15 protein-coding genes are annotated in these 18677 nt (G+C 59.9%); 7 read left to right on the top strand and 8 right to left on the bottom strand.

Translation table 11 applies throughout. The annotated features are described in order from the left end of the window. Positions 1 to 272: 272 nt before the first annotated feature. The 4 genes from DW823_RS05580 to DW823_RS05565 all read right to left on the bottom strand — a co-directional run bounded on the left by DW823_RS05580 (position 273) and on the right by DW823_RS05565 (position 3714). Positions 273 to 1712 carry a glycoside hydrolase family 1 protein gene (locus DW823_RS05580; RefSeq protein ID WP_118080942.1) on the bottom strand — a complete coding sequence of 480 codons (1440 nt, stop codon included), beginning with the start codon at positions 1710 to 1712 and terminating at the stop codon, positions 273 to 275. Next, complete coding sequence (locus DW823_RS05575; protein ID WP_118080940.1) at positions 1705 to 2055, bottom strand: PTS lactose/cellobiose transporter subunit IIA; 351 nt, start codon at positions 2053 to 2055, stop codon at positions 1705 to 1707. Before DW823_RS05575 ends, DW823_RS05580 begins: the two co-directional genes overlap by 8 nt. Positions 2056 to 2133: 78 nt before the next feature. Next, the gene (locus DW823_RS05570; protein WP_055251025.1) at positions 2134 to 3393 is read right to left on the bottom strand and encodes a PTS sugar transporter subunit IIC; all 1260 of its coding nucleotides are present in this window, start codon (positions 3391 to 3393) and stop codon (positions 2134 to 2136) included. 9 nt (positions 3394 to 3402) lie between these two features. Continuing rightward, entirely contained in the window at positions 3403 to 3714 is a 312-nt protein-coding gene (locus DW823_RS05565) for a PTS sugar transporter subunit IIB (protein ID WP_118080938.1), read from the bottom strand. Positions 3715 to 3957: 243 nt separating this feature from the next. On the opposite strand from DW823_RS05565, the gene DW823_RS05560 reads away from it, so the two are divergent. The 5 genes from DW823_RS05560 (at position 3958) to DW823_RS05540 (ending at position 11945) form a co-directional block, all read left to right on the top strand. Next, complete coding sequence (locus tag DW823_RS05560; RefSeq protein ID WP_118080936.1) at positions 3958 to 5862, top strand: transcription antiterminator; 1905 nt, start codon at positions 3958 to 3960, stop codon at positions 5860 to 5862. A 381-nt stretch (positions 5863 to 6243) separates the two neighbouring features. After that, positions 6244 to 7116, top strand: coding sequence for a methylenetetrahydrofolate reductase (locus DW823_RS05555; protein ID WP_118080934.1), 873 nt, complete (start codon positions 6244 to 6246; stop codon positions 7114 to 7116). Beyond that, positions 7116 to 7904 (top strand): hypothetical protein, encoded by a 789-nt coding sequence (locus DW823_RS05550; RefSeq protein ID WP_118080932.1) that lies wholly within the window; start codon positions 7116 to 7118, stop codon positions 7902 to 7904. The genes DW823_RS05555 and DW823_RS05550 overlap by 1 nt, the downstream gene beginning before the upstream one ends. Positions 7905 to 7913: 9 nt before the next feature. After that, complete coding sequence (locus DW823_RS05545; protein ID WP_199574355.1) at positions 7914 to 10472, top strand: homocysteine S-methyltransferase family protein; 2559 nt, start codon at positions 7914 to 7916, stop codon at positions 10470 to 10472. Between the two features lie 108 nt (positions 10473 to 10580). Then, positions 10581 to 11945, top strand: a complete 1365-nt coding sequence (locus DW823_RS05540) for a PFL family protein (RefSeq protein ID WP_117745712.1) — start codon at positions 10581 to 10583, stop codon at positions 11943 to 11945. 176 nt (positions 11946 to 12121) lie between these two features. Here the strand turns inward: DW823_RS05540 and DW823_RS09685 are convergent, their stop codons facing one another. Beyond that, positions 12122 to 12394 carry a hypothetical protein gene (locus tag DW823_RS09685; RefSeq protein WP_147350659.1) on the bottom strand — a complete coding sequence of 91 codons (273 nt, stop codon included), beginning with the start codon at positions 12392 to 12394 and terminating at the stop codon, positions 12122 to 12124. Between DW823_RS09685 and DW823_RS05535 the strand changes: the two genes are divergently transcribed. Both DW823_RS05535 and DW823_RS05530 read left to right on the top strand, forming a co-directional pair. Continuing rightward, on the top strand, positions 12319 to 13149 hold the full coding sequence (locus DW823_RS05535) for a methyltransferase domain-containing protein (RefSeq protein ID WP_369831708.1): 831 nt from the start codon (positions 12319 to 12321) through the stop codon (positions 13147 to 13149). The two genes, DW823_RS09685 and DW823_RS05535, sit on opposite strands and share 76 nt — an antisense overlap. 158 nt (positions 13150 to 13307) lie before the next feature. Continuing rightward, a complete protein-coding gene (locus tag DW823_RS05530) occupies positions 13308 to 13607 on the top strand; it encodes a YhbY family RNA-binding protein (protein WP_117839974.1) in 300 nt (99 codons plus the stop codon). Positions 13608 to 13665: 58 nt separating this feature from the next. Here DW823_RS05530 and DW823_RS05525 read toward each other — a convergent pair whose 3' ends face one another. The 3 genes from DW823_RS05525 to DW823_RS05515 form a co-directional block, all read right to left on the bottom strand. Beyond that, complete coding sequence (locus DW823_RS05525) at positions 13666 to 16662, bottom strand: BTAD domain-containing putative transcriptional regulator (protein ID WP_118080930.1); 2997 nt, start codon at positions 16660 to 16662, stop codon at positions 13666 to 13668. 450 nt (positions 16663 to 17112) lie between these two features. Then, the gene (nagB, locus tag DW823_RS05520; RefSeq protein WP_118080928.1) at positions 17113 to 17841 is read right to left on the bottom strand and encodes a glucosamine-6-phosphate deaminase; all 729 of its coding nucleotides are present in this window, start codon (positions 17839 to 17841) and stop codon (positions 17113 to 17115) included. 272 nt (positions 17842 to 18113) lie between these two features. Beyond that, positions 18114 to 18611, bottom strand: coding sequence for a PTS glucose transporter subunit IIA (locus DW823_RS05515; RefSeq protein ID WP_117839977.1), 498 nt, complete (start codon positions 18609 to 18611; stop codon positions 18114 to 18116). Positions 18612 to 18677: the final 66 nt, after the last annotated feature.

Here is an 18677-nt window from a genome sequence, read left to right as displayed (position 1 = left end):
CAGCCAATGAACTGTATAAATTGCAGACCTCCCCGCACGGTGTAAGGGTAGTCAATTAGGGACGGGGCTATTTTAGCTGCCTCGGCTGCCAGCGCTAGCGTTTTGCCTGACTGACGGTCGAGGTAGCTAAAATGGCCCCGCCGGGAACACTCCCGACGGGGCCATGATCAACAGCACCCTATGCGAACCCGTTTGCCGCTACAGGCAGACACCGTCTTTCCAGATACCGATCTCGTGACAGCCGCGGCGCCGCAATAGCATGGGCCACCAAATTAATCCAGGTCGGCTCCGTTAGTCTCGATCACATGCTTGGCCCAGTAGTAGCTGTCCTTGAGGACGCGCTTGCCGGTACCGTGGCCGTAGTCATCGCGATCGACGTAGATAAAGCCGTAGCGCTTGGACATCTCGGAGCTCGAGCAGCTCACAATATCGATGGGGCCCCAAGCGTAGTAGCCGCGCACGTCGACTCCGTCCGCGATGGCCTCGCGCACCTGCTCAAGGTGCGCACGATAGAAGTCGATACGATACGGATCGTGAACGGTCCCGTCCTCCTCGAGCGTGTCGTAGCAGCCCACGCCGTTCTCGGTAATGTAGATGGGCTTGCGGTAGCGATCCCAGTACGCGTTGAGCGTAAAGCGCAGACCGAGGGGGTCGATGCACCAGCCCCACGGATTCGCCGGCAGCTCCTTGTTGCGCTTGGCGTCGTAACCGTCCTCAAACGATTCCTTGCTCACCACGCGCACGTAGTAGTAGGAGAACGTGCAGAAATCGGCCGTGTTGCGCAGGTCCTCGATATCCTGGTCGGAGATCTGGACCTTGATGCCGTTGTCCTCCCAAAAGCGATATGCGGATCCGGGAACCTCGCCGCGCAGCAGCACATCCGAGAAGAAGAACTGCATCTGGTTGAAGCGCAGCGTCGCGAGCGCGTCCTCGGGCTTGCACGAAGCTGCATACGAGGGACCACCGCAGAGCATCATGCCGATCTGCATCTCGGGATGGTGCTCATGGGCATAGCGCGTCGCGCGACCGCATGCAACCATCTCGTTCATGACCGCCTGGTACTTTGCAGAAGGCAGATCGTCGACCTTGTCCTCGGCAACGCCCAGATGGTTAAAGGACTCATGCTCGATCAGGTTGATCTGGTTGACCAGAATCCAGTACTTGACTTTGCCGGCATATCGGTCAAACACGACCTTGCAGTAGCGCTCAAAGCAATCGATCGTCTCGCGCGAGTACCAGCCCGTATAGGAGAGGGTGAGGTTGATGGGCATCTCGTAATGCGAGAGCGTGACCATCGGCTCCATGCCGAGCTCAATCATCTTGTCAAAGAGCCGGTCGTAGAACGCAAGGCCTTCCTCGTTGGGCTCCGCATCGTCGCCGTTGGGGAAGATGCGTGACCACGCGATCGAGGTCCTAAAGGTGTTGAGCCCCATATCGGCAAGCAGCTCAAGGTCCTCAGGGTAGGTATGGTAAAAATCGATACCCTCGCGCTTGGGGAAGATGCGGTCCTTGCTCTCGAGTGCTTCCTTGATAAACGTCGTGGTGATCTCGCGGTTGTGCTTCTCACCGATGGGGATATCGTCGCGAAACTCGTTGATATCCGCCACGCTCGGAGCCTTGCCGTCGGCGTCCCATGCGCCCTCGCACTGGTTGGCGGCAACGGCGCCGCCCCACAAAAAGCCCTCGGGAAACGTGCGGGGAACCTTATGCATGGCTCTCCCCTCCCTCAAGCACGCTCAGGCGGGCATCGAGGCTCTTGCAGATCTTGAGGATCTGCTTGGTGATCACGATTTCGGAGTTGACCGTCATCAGGTGATCTTGGGCGTGGGTGAACAGCAGCGAGTACTCCTGCTCCCCGCCGGCGGCCTCCTCCTGGATCGCATCGGTCTGCGTTTTGTGGGCGGCGGTGATCTTCTCGTGCGCGAGCTTCATCTTGTCCTCGGCAGCAGCAAAGTCCCACTGGGCCATAGCCTCGAGCGCGTCTTTGTTTGCAAGGCGGGCGTCGCCGGCGTTGAGCACGATGGACATTGCTGCCTGGATCTTATCGTTAGTCATGATGTAACATTCCTTACTTGAGCAGGGCAGACAGGGCGTCGCGCCACGCCTGCCCAGAAAACAATACGTACCGTCCGCTTATGCCTCTGCGGAATCGAGGGCGTCCTTGTCGCCGGCCTCTGCGGCCTCCTCGGCAAGAACCTGCTTCTCGTACACCTTGAAGAACGGGTACCACACGAGCGTCGTCACCACAAAGATCAGCACGCACAGAAGCACGGCCTGGATGGAGCCCTCGGTGGCAAGCCAGGTGCTGATGGGAAGCGGGCAATACCACAGCTGGAACAAAATCTTGGGCACGGGGGCAAACAGCACGATCTTGGTAAAGAAGAACGAGATCAGGCTCGCAAGCACCGTGTTGATGCACATGGGGAGCATGAGGATCGGGTTCCAGACGATCGCGCCAAAGACCGTGGGCTCGTTGATGTTGAACAATGCCGGGACCACGACGGCTTTACCGAGCGCCTTGAGACGCTTGGAGCGCGAGAGGAAGAGCATCAGCGAAAGACCAAGCGTGCACCCCACGCCGCCGATCGTCAGATACGAGTAGTTGAACGAGCTCGTGAAGACGTTGGCGGCACCCGCAGTCATGTTGGCCTCGATGCCCGCAAGCCTGAGCGGCGTGGTGATAGGTGTGAGGATCCAAGCGGAGATGCCCATGGCGTAGAAGATTGTTCCGATCAGGTTGAACAGCGCAAAGCCCCACCAGGTCTCGACGAAGTTCTGCAGTGGCATGAAGATCATCAGAACCGTGTTGTACAGGTCAAACCCGAGGTTGAGCACGACGATCCAACCGAGCAGCACGATGGTGCCCAAGGGCAGCATCTGGTCAAACCAGGCGCGGATGAAATCGGGAAGCGAGGACTCCTCACTAAAGAACGAGAACTTGCCAAACGCCCTGAGGATCAGGCCCGTGATAATGCCGCAGACGATGGCGGCAAACATTCCGCCCGCGCCGAAGGCGCTATGGGCAAAGCCGATTGCCTCGTCGGCCTGCAGGCGCGGCGTGATGCAGATGCAAAAGAGGATGACGCCGCTGATACCGGCGATGATGCGCGATTTGCGCAGGCGGCTCTTCTCCATAAAGTTAAAGGGGATGAGAAACGCCATCATAAGCGAGATCAGACCCATGGTCCAGTTGGTGAGCTGGCCAAACTGCGGCCACCATTCCCATCCAAAGGCAGACCCCGGAATGCTCAGCAGCGAGAAGATCGATCCCAGGAAGATCAAGGGCATGGTCTGGTTGATAGAGTCCTTGAGCGTGATCACCCAAACGTTGTGGTTGATCTTGTTCATCATGGGGGTGAAGCTGGATTCCATCCAGTCGAGCAGCTTTTTCATCCGATCCCCCTAGCCGATATTGCTGAGCAGGTCGTCCAGCGCGGCTGCGCCGTCGAGCTTTGAGTAGTAATCCGCCTTCATAAGGATCACCTTCACATCGGCGCCCTGCGTGTACTCATCGATGTCCTCGAGAATATAGGCGAGGTGCGGACCGACCATAAGGGCATCGATCTCGTCGATATAGTTCTCGATCTCGCTTTCGCTACGGGCGGTCACCGCGATATCGAGGCCGCGCTCCTTGATCACCTTGCGCATATTGGCAGCCATAAAGCCAGAGCTTGCACCCGAGCCGCATACGAGCAGAACGTTGAGCTTAGACATGGTCGTATCCTTTCTTGCCACGCTTGTCCGCGTGATTTCTGTTTTGTGTCGTTGCAAGGGCCCTTGCCTTTTGACGCTTCAACCCTACCCCGTTGCGCGCAAGAACGCATCTTGCGTTTTGCACACCCGTTGTGAAACGCGTGTATCGGTCCCGATTCACCCCCTGCATGCAAGTCCTCACTTGCCCGCCTTTGCAATTTGACGGAATATGAGACGCAGGAAATCAAGGTAGAAGGAGCTATCGTGAGGGCGGTACATCATCAGCTTATCCGCAGTCTTGTCAGCAACTCGCCGCAGACGGCCGCGACACTCGCCGAGACGCTCGATGTGAGTGTGCGAAGCGTCAGGACCTATGTGCGCGAGATCAACACCTCATGCCCAGGAATCCTCACCTCAACGCCTGTCGGCTACACAATCGACCGCAACCTTGCGGCAGACGTCCTCAAGACGGACGACGGAGAGCGCTTCGGTTCTTCAAAGGAACGCAGCGACTACATCGTCAACCATCTGATCATGCAGCCCGATGGCGACCCCATCGACCTGTGGGACCTATGTGACGAGATGTCGGTAAGCATGTCGACGCTCAAAACGGACCTCGCGCGCGCCAAGCGCACCCTCGCGCGCAACGACCTTGAGCTCGTTACCCACCGAGACCGCATCTCCCTCAACGGAACGGAGCGCAACAAGCGCAAGCTCCTCTCGGGCATGCTTCGGCAAGAGACAAACAACGGCTTCATGGGTACCGGCGCGCTCTCACGGGCCTTTCCCGATATCGACATCAAGTCCGTTCAACAGCTGGTGAGCGACACGCTCTATCGCCACCATCGCTTTATCAACGACTATGCGCTCTCGGACCTGCTGCTGCACCTCGCAATCTCAATCGATCGCATCCGCAGGTCCGAAAGTCTCGATGCCGGCAATACCGCGGACCTACCGGAGGAGGACCGCACCATCGCCTGTGAGCTCGCGGACGCCCTGGGGGCTTCCCTCTCGATTGAGTTTCCCGCAGAAGAGCTTCGCGAGCTCACCCTGCTCATCATGGCGCGTTCGACCGATATCGACTACCGTTCGGCAACCGAAAGCAACCTTGCGGAGCTTATCGGCACGGACTGCATGGCGCTCGTCGAAAAGCTCACCGCGCAATTCAATGAGCTCTATGGTATCGACCTTTCTGATCGGGGCTTTCTTGTGCGCTTTGGCCTGCATGTGCGAGGTCTCCTTGTCCGGGCGCGCACCCAAAAGCCCTCGCGCAACCCGCTTACCGAAAGCGTCAAAACCGGTTGCCCCCTTATCTACGACGCCGCCGTCGCACTCGCATCGACCATCACCAACGATCTTGGCGTCACGATCAACGACGACGAGATCGCGTATATCGCCCTGCACCTTGGCAGCGCCGTCGGCACCCAGCGCGAAGCTGACGCCAAGGCAAAGGCAACCATTTTCTGCCCCTCCTATTACGATATGGGGCCACGCCTCGTCGAACAGCTCGCTGGGCGCTTTGGCGAGCAGCTCATGATCACGCGCATCGCGACAGACGAGGCGGAGCTCACGGACTGCCCCGACGACCTCGTCATCTGCATCTCGCCCATCCAGAGCGTGCTCCAAGTCCCAACGCTCCAGATCGCCCCCGTGCCCTCAAGCACCGACATCGCAAACCTCAGAAGCAAGATCGAGGGCATCTTGGACGCACGTAAGCGCTCCGCGTTCAAAGACCTGCTGCACGAACTCATCGATCCTGTGCTCTTTGAGGTTCGGGACGATCTTTCCGACCGCGCCGCCTGCATCGAACACATGGGGCGCGGCCTGGTCGACAGCGGTTTTGCGGATAGACCCTATATCGACAAGGTATTTGAACGCGAGGAAATGTCCTCGACTGCCATGGGAGCATTTGCCATGCCCCATACCGTGGGACTCGTCGGCAAGCATTCCCGCATTTCCGTGCTCATCTCCAAAAAGCCCATCCAATGGCAGGATACGCAGGTCAACCTCGTTCTCATGCTGTGCTTTAGCCCGGCGGAGCGCTCGTCGTTCAACACGGTATTCGACCGCGTGGCGGGCTCTCTCATCGAACCCGCCAACATACGCCGACTTTTGGAATGCACGTCATACGAAGCCTTCGTCGACGCGCTCGCCAGCCTGGCCAATTAGGCTTACAGCAACCTTCCCGCTCGGCGGATACCTGCTGCGTATCGACGGCGCGGTTCTTGAGCGTACGCTTGATCATGGCGCACCTCGCATCCTCGGAGCACGCAACCGCGCAGCCCGAGCCGGCTCAGGGAAACGGGACCGCTCTAACCGCACCAGACAGCGCTCGCAATACCAACCAAAAGCCCCGTCCAAAAAGACTGCCCCAGGTACCTGGTTGATGGGAAAAAGCCCCGTCTCAAATGAGCTACGTTGTTATAGGAAATGCCGATAGCGAAGCATCTTCGATTGGTATTCCCAAATAGCGAGTAAAACTCCACCGTGACACAGTGGTGCTGTAGAATCCTTACAATACATCGCACTAAATATCTAAAGGAGCACGATATGCGCGTCGACGAGGTTTTTAAGCAGGCAGCATCCCAGGGCACCGCGCCCGTTTCGTTTGAGATGTTCCCGCCCAAGGGCGAGCTGACCCTCGACACGGCCCGCGAGGTTGCTGGCAATCTGTGCAAGCTTTCGCCGAGCTTTGTCTCGGTCACCTGCTCGGCCGGTGGCTCGGGCAACGGTGCCACCACCGCCCCCATCGCGCATATGATTTCGAGCGAATTCGATACGCCCTCGGTAGCGCACCTCACCTGCGTGGGCCGCACCCACGCCGACATCGCCGCCAAGATCGACGAGTATCGCACCGCCGGCGTTGAAAACATCCTGGCCCTGCGTGGTGATCTTCCCGCCGGCGCGACCGAGGACGATAAGCCCGCCTCGGACTACGCCTATGCCCGCGACCTTATCCCCGAGCTCGTCGACGCCGGCTTTTGCGTGGGCGCCGCAGCCTACCCCGAGGGCCACATTGCCTGCGAGGATCTCAACCTCTCGGTCGAGCACCTCAAGCAAAAACAGGACGCCGGCGCGAGCTTCTTTGTGACGCAGCTCTTTTTTGATAACGAGTGCTTCTACCGTTTTCGCGAGCTTGCCGACAAGGCCGGTATCACCGTGCCCATTACCGCGGGCATCATGCCGTTTATGGGCAAGTCGCAGATCAGCCGCATGGTCTTTATGTGCGGCGCGTCGCTACCCTCCCCCGTCATCAAGATTCTCGCCAAGTACGAGAACGACCCCGAGAGCCTGCAGGCGGCCGGTGTAGATTATGCTGCTCGTCAGCTTTGCGACCTTAAGGAGCACGGTGCCGACGGTCTGCACCTGTACACTATGAATCGTCCTGCGATCGCCGCAACCATTATGGAGCGCCTGGGGTAATGGAAAAACCGCACATCGATACAGCTTTTGTTGAAGTGCCGGCCGACCTTGCGTCGCCGGCGCTCTACCGTATCGATGATGCCCACCATCCCCGCGTCGACCGTGCCGAGATGCTGCGCTACCTGGGCTACGGCGGTCAGCAGATTGAGCCCGAGCTGTCGCAGCGTATTGAGCTTGTCGTTGAGCGTCTGGAGCTGGACATTGAGCCCCGTGGCGTGCGCCGCGTATTTGCCATCGATGCCACGGGCGTGGACGAGCAGGGAGAGCCTTGCATTCGCTTGGTCGGTACCAACGTTGAGCTGCGTGGCCGCGACATCTATCGACATCTCAAAGACGCCCGCTTTGCCGCACTCATGGCATGCACCCTCGGCATGGAAGCCGAGCGTCGTCTGCGCACCACGGGAGCCCAGCAACCCCTAGAGGGAGCCGTGCTCGACGCCGCGTGCTCCGCCTATGTGGAAGCTGCCGTCGAGCAAATGGACCAGCAAGTCAAGGCTGCGGCCGCCGCACACGGACTCGCTGGTAACTGGCGCTTTAGTCCCGGCTACGGCGACTGCCCGCTTACGGCCCAGCGCTCAATCGTTGCTGCACTCAACGCCACGCGGCTCATCGGGCTTACCGTCACGCCGACCAGCCTGCTCATGCCCACCAAGAGTGTGACCGCAGTGATCGGTCTGTTTGACGGCGAGGTCCACGACGCCCAGAGCCGCCCCACCTGCAATATCTGCCGCATGCGCGAGCACTGCCGCTTCCGCGCCGCCCACACCACCTGCTATTCCAGCCATTAGGAGCCCTCGATGTTTACTCCGCTTATCACCCATGATTCCGACGGTACCGCGCTGGCAGCGCCCGTCAATACTGCGCGTTGTAACGGCGCCACGTACAAGACGCGCACGATCGGCGACCTTCGCATTAAGGACGATCGCCTGCGCGCCGCCATCGAGGGCACGGGACACCTCTTGTTCGACGGCGGCATGGGCACCATGCTGCAGGCGGCCGGCATGAAGGCCGGCGCCCTGCCCGAGCTGCTCAACTTTGAGGAGCCCCAGGTCATTACCGATATTCAGCGTCAGTACGTCGAGGCCGGCTGCGACGTGATCACCGCCAACACCTTTGGTGCCAACGCCCACAAGCTCGACGGTGCCGCCACCGTGGCAGATGTCTTTGCCTCCGCCGTCGCCTGCGCCCGCGCGGCCGGCGCCCACTACGTCGCCGGCGATATCGGTCCCATCGGCGCGCTGCTTCGCCCCTTGGGCACCCTGAGCTTCGACGAGGCCTATGACCTCTTTGCCGAGGAAGTGCGTGCCGGCGTCGATGCGGGTGTGGACCTCTTTATTATCGAAACCATGACCGACCTTGCCGAGATCAAGGCTGCCGTCCTCGCCTGCCGCGAGAACTCCGACCTGCCCGTCTTTGCCACCATGACCTTTGAGGAAGACGGTCGCACGTTCCTGGGTACGAGTCCCGAGGTGGCCGCCGTCACGCTCGACGCCATCGGCGCCGACGTTTTAGGCATCAACTGCAGCCAGGGACCGGCCGAGCTCCGAGGGCTCGCCGCACGCATGCTCACCGTTACCGACAAGCCCGTTATGGTGCAGGCCAATGCGGGACTGCCCCGCGTGGACGATGACGGCAATACCGTCTTTGACATCCAGGCACCCGAATACGCCGAGGCCGTCGCCGGCATGATTGAGGACGGCGTGAGCGTCGTGGGTGGCTGCTGTGGCACCACGCCCACGCACATGGCGGCACTTCGCACCCTCATCGACAACCACACGCCCAGCCCGCGTCACCGCAAGCCCAGTATGTCGGTCACGAGCGCCCAGACGGTCGTGGACCTCCCCTGCGACGGCCACAAGATCGCCGTCATCGGCGAGCGCATCAATCCCACCGGCAAAAAGCGCCTGCAACAGGCCCTGCGCGACGGCGACCTAGACTACGTCGTGAGCCAGGGCATCAGCCAGCAGGAACAGGGCGCCGACATCCTGGACGTCAACGTAGGCCTGCCCGAGATCGACGAGGTCAAGATCATCCAGCAGGCGACCGAGCAGCTCCAGGGTTCCACGCTGCTGCCGCTGCAGATCGACTCCACCGACCCCGCAGCCGTCGAGGCAGCCGTGCGCCGCTACGCCGGCAAGCCCATCATCAACTCGGTCAATGGCAAACAGCAGATCATGGATGAGATCTTCCCGCTAGTCGCCCACTACGGCACCAACGTCGTCGGTCTCACACTCGACGAAGACGGCATCCCCGATACTGCCGAGGCTCGCTTCGCCATCGCCGAGCGCATCGTGGCCGAGGCTGCCCGTTACGGCATCGGACCGGACCGCATCCTCATCGACTGCCTGGTCATGACCGCCTCGACCAACCAGCGCCAGGCCGAACAGATCCTGCGCGCCATGTCCCTGTGCAAGGAACGCCTGGGCGTCAAGTGCGCGCTCGGCGTGTCGAACATCAGCTTTGGTCTGCCCGCCCGCCCGCTGCTGGGCTCGGTCTTTTTGGCTGCCGCCTTCGGCGCAGGCCTGGACGCCCCCATCATGAACCCGGGCTCCAAGCGCTTTATGGATACCGTCTACAGCTATCGCGTCTTGAGCGTTGAGGACGAGGGCTCGAGCGGATACATCGAGCGCTACGCCGGCTGGACCGATCCGTACAAGATCGCCGCCAACCCGGCAGCGGCTCAGGCGGCATCGACCGACACTGCACCCACTGCTGGCACCTCCGGCACCGACGGCAACGACGACCCGATTCGTCGCATGGTCGTCTCGGGCCGCAAAGGCGAGATCGCAGCCGAGACCGAGCGTCTTCTGGCAGATCACGACGCCATGGACCTCATCAACAACCACTTTATCCCCGCCCTCGACGAGGTCGGAGTCCTCTTTGACCAGGGAAAGTTCTTCTTGCCGCAGCTCATGGCCTCGGCCGAGGCCGCGCGCGTGGGCTTCGACACCATCAAGCGGCTGATGCCCGCCGGCGAGATTGCCGATAAGGGCAAGATCTGCGTGGCCACCGTCAAGGGCGACATCCACGACATCGGTAAGAACATCGTCAAGATGCTGCTCGACAACTACGGCTACACCGTCTTTGACCTAGGCCGCGACGTCGACCCGCAGGAGGTGCTCAAGACCGTCAAGGAACGCGGCATTAAGCTCGTCGGCCTCTCGGCGCTTATGACCACCACGGTCGTCGCCATGGAGGAGACCATCAAGCTGCTTCATGCCGAGGTGCCGGGCGTCAAGATCATCGTAGGCGGTGCCGTGCTCACCCCCGAATACGCCAAGCAGATCGGCGCTGACTACTACGCCAAGGACGCCGCCGAAAGTGCTCGTATCGCCGAAGAGGTCTTTGGGCAGTAACACAACGGAAACAACCGAGCACCAAAACGTGCCGCACGCGCCACTTAGCACGTGCGGCACGTTAGAATAGATAAGACTATGCTCGTTTTGGCAGATAGGAGCGCAAGGATGGCGATCACGCCCGCAGAAATCGCGGAAACCCGCGGCATGGTTGAGGAGCAGAACCTCGACATCAGGACCATCACCATGGGTGTTTCGCTCATGGGTTGCGGCGACGAGAACCTCGACCGCATGTGCACGAAAATCTACGACCACGTGACGCACACGGCTGAGCACCTGGTCGAGACCGCCGAGAACCTCGAGCGCGAGTACGGTATCCCCATCGTCAACAAGCGCGTTTCTGTCACCCCAGTGGCGCAGATCGCCGCATGCTGCAAGGATGAGGACCTCACCCCCATCGCGCATGCCCTCGACCGCGCGGCCGAGACGCTCGGCATCGATTACCTGGGCGGCTTCTCCGCGCTCGTCCAGAAGGGCATCGGCGACGCCGACCGCCGCGTCATCCAGTCCATCCCCCAGGCGCTCGCTACCACCAGCCGCGTCTGCTCCAGCGTCAACGTCGCCAGCCTGCGCGCCGGTATCAACATGGATGCCGTGCTCATGGCGGCTCAGACCATCATCGATGCCGCCAAGCTTACGGCAGACGAGGATTCCGTTGGCGCCTCCAAGTTTGTCTGCTTTGCCAACATGGTCGAGGACTCCCCGTTTATGGCGGGTGCCGTCCACGGCGGTGGCGAGGCCGACGCCGTCATCAACGTAGGTGTCTCGGGTCCCGGCGTTATGGCTGCAGCCCTGGAGACGCTGCCCGATTCCGCATCGATGATGGAAGTCGCCGAGAAGATTAAGCAGACCGCCTTTAAGATCACCCGTGCCGGCGAGCTCATGAGCCGCGAGGCCGCCCGTCGCCTGGGTGTCGAAAAGGGCATTGTCGACCTGTCGCTGGCTCCCACGCCCGCCATCGGCGACTCCGTCGCGCGTATCCTCGAGATCATCGGCGTGGGCACCTGCGGTGGCCCCGGCACGACCTGCGCGCTCGCCATGCTCAACGATGCCGTCAAGAAGGGCGGCGTCATGGCCAGCTCCAGCGTGGGCGGTCTCTCGGGCGCCTTTATCCCCGTGTCCGAGGACGCCGGCATGATTGCTGCCGTCGAGGCCGGCGCACTTTCGCTCGAGAAGCTCGAGGCCATGACCTGCGTGTGCTCCGTTGGCCTGGACATGATCGCCATCCCCGGCGACACCCCAGTCGAGACCATCGCCGGCATCATCGCCGACGAGATGGCCATCGGCGTCATCAACAACAAGACCACGGCCGTGCGCGTGATTCCCGCTATCGGCAAGGGTGTGGGCGACTGCGTTGAGTACGGCGGTCTGTTCGGCCGTGCGCCCATCATGCCGGTGAACCCCAACGCCGGCACCGTGCTTGCACACCGTGGTGGACGCTTCCCGGCACCGCTGAACTCGCTGAAGAACTAGCTGAGGGGGACTGGCGAGGAGCCCCGGGGAGGGCAAATATATAAGGTCGCCTGCTCGGACAGTCCTGACTCGCACGGAGAGCACATTAAGTGCTCTCCGGCTCGTGCGGAACTCGCGATCGACCTTATATATTTGCCCTCCCCGGGGCTCACGCACAACGGGACCTCGGTTGGGTTCTATCCCTTTGGCAGTCGCTTCGCTTCTGCCCTACTTTGCTGGTATGGCGGTTTGGCGTTGGATCGGTTCTTTCTGATATATGCTGGTTGCGGCTCTTCTTTTGGGAGGAGTCGCTTTTTTGTTGCTAGGAGGTTGGCCCGTGGTTGATGGGGATGCTCGCTCTGAGCTTCTTTCTGCTGATTGGAATGACGAATGGATGCGCTTGCAAGCTGATCGGCATCGGGCTGATGATCCTTTTGAGTGGGATAAGCGGGCTCGGCATTTTCGGCCATCGGAGACTGCCCCGTATGCTCGGGATTTTATAAAACTGCTGGCGCTTGAGCCTGGTGAGTCGGTGCTCGATATGGGGTGTGGGGCTGGGTCGATTGCTATTCCGCTTGCTCAGGCTGGGCATCCTGTGATTGCAGCCGACTTCTCCCCCGCTATGTTGGGCACCCTTGATGCCGGCGTTGAGTATTACGGGCTCGAGGATCTTATTACACCGCTTGAGCTTGCTTGGGATGATGATTGGGATTTGGTTGGACCGGTCGCAAAAGCGGTGGATGTTGCCTTTGCCAGTCGCTCTGTCACCACGACCAACCTAAAAGGCGCACTTGCCAAGCTTGATCGAACGGCTCGTCGGCGTTGTGCCGTTACGATGGTCGCCAACTCGAGCCCGCGTTATGACCTGCACTTGATGAATGCCATCGGCGCCTCGGTTACCTGCAGCAATGGTTTTGTGTACGCCTTTAACATCCTTATTCAGATGGGTGCACTGCCACAGGTCACGTATTTTGAATCACCCCGCCGCGACACCTTCGATAGTCTCGAGGCAGGCGTGGCAGACTTTTCTCGCATGCTCGAGCACGGCAACGAGGACAAGATCGACCGCCTGCGCAACTATATCGCCCACCACATGATCGAGAACCCGCATGCCGGTGAGCCGGGATCCAAGGGCGTACCGCAGGGACGCTACATGCTCGACCACATCCGCAAAGTCCGATGGGCGTTTATCGCCTGGGAGCCGGTCTCCGTACCCCGCCCGTAGCCCATCTAAAGCTTGCATCGTCTTCCCGCCCGGCATCCGCATTCTTTGCGAACTGGGCAAACGCGCTCCACACCACGCCGTTCCTGCGCTATCGTGGGACAGCTCACGTAGATTAAGGCCCCATTGCGGGGCGCCCCATACATAGAAAGCGAGAACCCATGGCACTGACAGGAGCCCAGGTCAAGCAGCTTCGCAGCATGGCCCATCACCTCAACCCCGCCATCATCATCGGTAAGTCCGATGTCAACGAAGGCACCGTCGAGCAGACGGTCGCCTACCTGGAGAAGCACGAGCTCGTTAAGTGCTCCGTGCTGGACGGCTCCAGCCTTTCTGCCCGCGAGGCCGCCGAGGAGCTCGCCGAGCGCTGCCACGCCGACGTCGTTCAGGTTATCGGCCGCAAGTTCTCGCTGTATCGCGAGTCCTCGCGCAAGGATATCGAGAAGATCAAGCTCGTCTAAAACCGACTGGCCATACCGAGTAGTCTGCGGGCGTCCGAGTGATTCGGGCGCCCGTTTTTTATCGCTCGACAAGCACGCGCTTGTGCCTGCCTTCGACCAGGCGCTCATACAGGCGCCTTGTCTCGGGCTCGGGCACGCCTTGAACCTGCTCTCGCAGGTGGTGCATGTGGCCGCTGTATAGCTCGACAACATCGCGGCGTCGTCCCGCCGCACCGTAAACGCGCATGGCACAGCGAACCATGTCCTCGCGCGCAGTCTCTTGGCGAAGCCCCGATTCAACGAGCCAAATTGCCGATTGCAGGTCATTTTCCTCGAGAGCGGCATTCGCTCCCCTAATCATGCAGTCGATGTACTTGGATTGCATAATGTGGCGCATGCGCGTAAAAAACGTGGGGTTGCAACCGGTGGGAACATACAGCGGCCCCGCGTAGAGCTGCTCAACCTTAAGACAAAGCTCAACCAGGTGAGGGCCTCTCGCGCCCATACGGTTTCCCAGGATCTCGCGGCTCAGCTGGTCAAAGAGCCTTACATCGGTCTTAACGTAGTCGCCGTTGAGCCCTATGCACTCGTTTTGGATGAGCACGCACGACTTGCCATCCGGCGTTGGACCCAAAGCCGAGCGCAAGCGCGATACCGTCGAATACAGATTGTTGCGCGCGGCGCTAAACTCGGCATGGGGCCACAACTCCATGGCGATTGTCTCGCGGTCGACCATGGCATCCATGCCCAACGCGAGCCGCTCGGCAAGTGTTGCCGCCTTTTTGCGACGCCACATCTTATCCGTGATGGGAAAGCCGTCGCGCTCGGCGCGAAATGTGCCAAACATGCGCATCTCAATATGGCCGATCGTATCGACAGCCTTAACCTCGCCCGCCTGGAACAGGTGCTCGCTTTCGCCCTCAAAATCATCGCGTAGTGAATACCGCGACAGCTCACGCACCGGAAGCTTCTTGCGAATCCTGACGGCAGGCTCGCCCAGACAGTGCATCGCAAGACGCGCAAATAGCCGATACGATGGGTCTAAAATCCCCGAGCGATTCATAGACATCCAGGCGGCAAGATCGCTATCGCGGCCCGCAGCGGCCAGGTGCAGCGCCACGATCCAGGCTTCTGAGCCACCGACCTGCGTCTTGCTAATGTCGAGCAGCTCCGCCTCTTCGCGAACCGATACCAGCGACGTATTGCGCAGGTACGCCACGCGCTCCAGCAGCAACGCGTTTTCGCGCATGTACGCAATCGATTCGTCGGCGAGCTTGAGCACCTGAACCGCACGGAACTTCGCGTTGACCGGCCGCCCCTCCGCCAGCGATTGCCAACCCTCCAGCAATAACCCAAACAGCTGAATTTGATTGTCACGAACACGCACCGCAAAGCGGTCGAGCTCGCCAAACGCCACATCGTCGGTCACGGGCAAGCCCGCGAGCAGGCGCCGCGCGGCCAGCACCATACGCAGCCAAATGGATGGCGCCTTAAGCCCGCGGATATCGAGCGCCTCGAGTATCTGCGCCATCTTGTCATCGCGCTCGTCGGGTTTAGCAAACGAGCCGTCGAACAGCTCCACCAGCATATGGTCGGCCTGTATGAGAATCCCCGCGATGTCGAGCTCGCAATCATAAGCTTTGCACGCCTTGAGCTTCGCGAGAACATTGCCGTCTTCCGCTCGCTCGGTTAGGTGGCGCTTGACCTCGATATGCGCGGACAGCATGTCGAGCACCTCGCAGGATGTCTGTTCTTGCACAACAGGGTTGGCGGGAAGCCCCAGGTCATTGTCGCCATAAAAGGCGATGGTGAGCGCCTGGGCTATTTTCCAGGTAGCGGGATCGACCTCGCGGGCCGCCTGGTCACCCGCACGTTCGATAACGGACGCCATATACCTTGCTAGCTTTGTATTGCACACGCTGACAGCCGCCAGATACACGCCGAGTGCCTCGGCGGGTGCCGGCTCTTGCTCCTGCTTTTCCGCATTGATCATCGCCGACGCCGCACGGCAAATGTCCCCTCCGTGCCCGGTCAGGGCAAGATCGGCCCCATACTGCCCGGCAAGTTCCAATACCACATGGCGGTCCAAGAACGCGTCGGCCAGGTCCATAGCCAAATCGCATCGGCCCGCCTTGATCAAAATGCGAGCAGCCCGCGATACAAGTTCGGGACGGATCTCGGCAACAAGCTTTCGCAGCCTCAGGCGCGCGTTGTCCTTAGCGCCCAAACACCTAAAGGTGCGATCAGACGGATCCACGCCAAAAATCGGATAATCGCGCACAAAGGTGGACTGGTCGACCATCGAAAGCCTCACGCCGCACGCCTCTAGCTCCGCAATGCGGCCCTCGCCCATCAGCACCATCAAACAGGCAACGGTAAACAACAGGTTGTTCTCGAGCGATGCGAGATCGGCCAGCGCCGCACCGTACACGTTGACGATTTCGTTCTCGAGCAACCCGGCAACATCGCCCTGTCCATACATTCCCGTCTGCAGGGCAGATACCAGCTCGGGTACACCCTGTGTGAGCCGATAGAAATCAAGCGATGTGCTGATTGAGAACGTCGTGGCCCATGACGAATACTCATAGGCGTGCACCTTGAGCATCTGCGCATTGACTTTTACAGAATCGCCCAGCCCGTGGATAAGCAATCGGTTGGAGGGGCGGCAGGCAATAAAGACCCCCGTCCCCGTAGCACGTAAGCTGCGGATTCGATCGATGAGATCCTCGGTTTCGTGCTGCTCGAGATTGGGCACGTTGTCGATCGCAACGAGCGAATGAGGTTTGTCCTTAAGCTCATCGGCGACAACCTCGAGCTGCATAAAGAGCTCGCGTCCAATCGCGCGGTCGGCCTCGATAATCCGAACCGGCCCTCGCGTGGGGTCCGATTTAACCTCCTGCACGTATTGCAGCAACACCGACGTCTTACCAAACCCATCGGGCGCGTAGAGCAAAACAATTCCCGCCTTGCGCCCTTTAACGATGAGCTCGTTCATCAAGCGATCGCGCCGCACCATATAGCCGCCGCCCGTCGGCATCAACTCGAGGTCGTCCGTATTGCCCAGATCGTTTACCATGCTTGCTCCTCAACTCGACCATATGGACACCGTAGCTGCAGGACCATATGAGCCGCCCCGTGAATAGCGCGACTTAGAGTTTTTAATTGTCTGCCGGTACGTGTTTGGCAAGTTTTTGTACAGCGAGGCCCGATGGTAACTTATCCCCCGACCAATAGGTCTTTGCGCAGGTCAATGCGCTTGCCAGCATGTCCCATCCCATTTGCAGTGTAGCGCAGTCGGCTATTTTTATTTGAGTTGCGCAACTCGCCTACTCCTCGCTACCGCCTGCGACTCTATGGTGGCAAATGTGCATAGAATCTGCTATAGAATGAATCACAAAAAATTAAAACCCTCCAGTCAAGCACGCGGCAAGGTTTCCGTCATGTATACGCCACGGCGTATGTCCACTAAAAAGGCCCCCGCAAAGCGAGGGCCTTTTGAGAAACTATGTAAGATCGCTTGATCGCGTTACTCGCAGAGCGAAAGAGCGGCCTCGTCAGCAACGACAACGCAGTTGGTGTGCAGCTGCAGGATCGAAGCCGGGCATTTGGGCGTAACCGGACCATAGCACATATCGTGCACGGCCTGAGCCTTGGCCTCGCCGTTGGCGACAACCAGGATCATGCGGGCATACATGATGGTCTGGGTGCCCATGGTGTAAGCCTGACGGGGCACGTCATCGATGCTGTCGAACAGGCGGCTGTTGGCCTGAATGGTGCTCTCGGTGAGGTCGACGCAGTGCGTGCCCTTGGAGAAGTGGTCATCGGGCTCGTTAAAGCCGATGTGACCGTTGTTGCCAATGCCGAGCAGCTGCAGATCCGGGTAACCGGCGGCAGCGACGATCTTGTCGTACTCGGAGCAGGCAGCGGCGGCATCGGGGTTGGAGCCATCGGGCACGTGCGTGTTGTTCAGATCGATATTGATGTGATCGAAGAAGTTCTTGCGCATAAAGTAGTGATAGCTCTGGGGATCGTCGTGCGAAAGACCACGATACTCGTCCAGGTTATAGGTGCTGACCTCGGCAAAGTCAATGTCGCCCTTCTCGTACCAAGCAGCGAGCTGTTTGTAAGCGCCAATCGGGGTGGAGCCGGTGGCAAGACCCAACACGCAATCGGGCTTGAGGATAACCTGAGCCGAGATGATATTAGCGGCCTTGCGGCTCATATCCTCGTAGTCTTTAGCTTTAATGATTTTCATTACGCGTCCTTTCTCGTACAAGAGAGGCAAGGCTCCCCTTACAAGCACTTGCCCGCGGCCCGCGTCGGCCGCAACCAACGTGTGCGGCCACCAGGGCGAGGTCGCGTAATATATGTGTCTCGTGTCTAACCGCGTCGAGGCCCCTGCCCGTCCACGGTGACCCAAAGCTGTTTAGCTTCGGACAATCCCCATCTTGCCACGGAGGGCGCCCTCTTTCAAGGGCGCCCTCCGTAAACGTGATTGAATTGTAGGCTAAAGGCCAAGCGGAGCGACTAGCGCTCGCGAGCAACGATGAGCTGGTCCATCTCCTCGACATGCTCGCCAACGGAGCCCTTGATGCTCGAGAACTCAACAGAGTTGCACACCAAGATGGGAACCGTCACATCGTAACCCTCGGCAGCAATTGCCTCGCGATCGAACTCGATGAGCACGTCGCCCTTATGGACGACATCACCCACCTGTGCATGCACGCTAAAATGCTTGCCCTCAAGCTGGACAGTGTCCAAACCAACATGGATGAGCACGTCTAGACCATCGACCGTGTTGAGCGCAACGGCGTGACCCGTGGGAAAAATGGCCTCGACCTTGGCGTCTGCCGGCGCAATCACACGCGTGCCGGTAGGCTGAATCGCCACGCCCTGACCCAAAAGGCCGGTGGCAAACGTCTGGTCTTTGACCTCGGACAACGGAATGACGTCGCCCGAGATGGGAGCATCCAGCGTAAGGACTCGACCACGCATACCAAAAGACCTCAGGACTTTAGTGAACATGCTCCCCCTCGGACATACCAATCAATCAAAATAGCTTTAACAGTTTACCACTTGGCACCCGTTTTT

It is taken from the genome of Collinsella sp. AM34-10 (genome assembly GCF_003469185.1).
Classification (GTDB): Bacteria; Actinomycetota; Coriobacteriia; order Coriobacteriales; family Coriobacteriaceae; genus Collinsella.
Note: the sequence above shows the minus strand (reverse complement) of the source record. Positions and strands in the feature narration are given on the sequence as shown.

Coding starts and splice junctions, on each gene's coding strand:
- DW823_RS05580 (WP_118080942.1), bottom strand. CDS start 1,712: ATGCATAAGGTTCCCCGCACGTTTCCCGAGGGCTTTTTGTGGGGCGGC.
- DW823_RS05575 (WP_118080940.1), bottom strand. CDS start 2,055: ATGACTAACGATAAGATCCAGGCAGCAATGTCCATCGTGCTCAACGCC.
- DW823_RS05570 (WP_055251025.1), bottom strand. CDS start 3,393: ATGAAAAAGCTGCTCGACTGGATGGAATCCAGCTTCACCCCCATGATG.
- DW823_RS05565 (WP_118080938.1), bottom strand. CDS start 3,714: ATGTCTAAGCTCAACGTTCTGCTCGTATGCGGCTCGGGTGCAAGCTCT.
- DW823_RS05555 (WP_118080934.1), top strand. CDS start 6,244: ATGCGCGTCGACGAGGTTTTTAAGCAGGCAGCATCCCAGGGCACCGCG.
- DW823_RS05550 (WP_118080932.1), top strand. CDS start 7,116: ATGGAAAAACCGCACATCGATACAGCTTTTGTTGAAGTGCCGGCCGAC.
- DW823_RS05545 (WP_199574355.1), top strand. CDS start 7,914: ATGTTTACTCCGCTTATCACCCATGATTCCGACGGTACCGCGCTGGCA.
- DW823_RS05540 (WP_117745712.1), top strand. CDS start 10,581: ATGGCGATCACGCCCGCAGAAATCGCGGAAACCCGCGGCATGGTTGAG.
- DW823_RS05535 (WP_369831708.1), top strand. CDS start 12,319: ATGCGCTTGCAAGCTGATCGGCATCGGGCTGATGATCCTTTTGAGTGG.
- DW823_RS09685 (WP_147350659.1), bottom strand. CDS start 12,394: ATGGCCGAAAATGCCGAGCCCGCTTATCCCACTCAAAAGGATCATCAG.
- DW823_RS05530 (WP_117839974.1), top strand. CDS start 13,308: ATGGCACTGACAGGAGCCCAGGTCAAGCAGCTTCGCAGCATGGCCCAT.
- DW823_RS05525 (WP_118080930.1), bottom strand. CDS start 16,662: ATGGTAAACGATCTGGGCAATACGGACGACCTCGAGTTGATGCCGACG.
- nagB (WP_118080928.1), bottom strand. CDS start 17,841: ATGAAAATCATTAAAGCTAAAGACTACGAGGATATGAGCCGCAAGGCC.
- DW823_RS05515 (WP_117839977.1), bottom strand. CDS start 18,611: ATGTTCACTAAAGTCCTGAGGTCTTTTGGTATGCGTGGTCGAGTCCTT.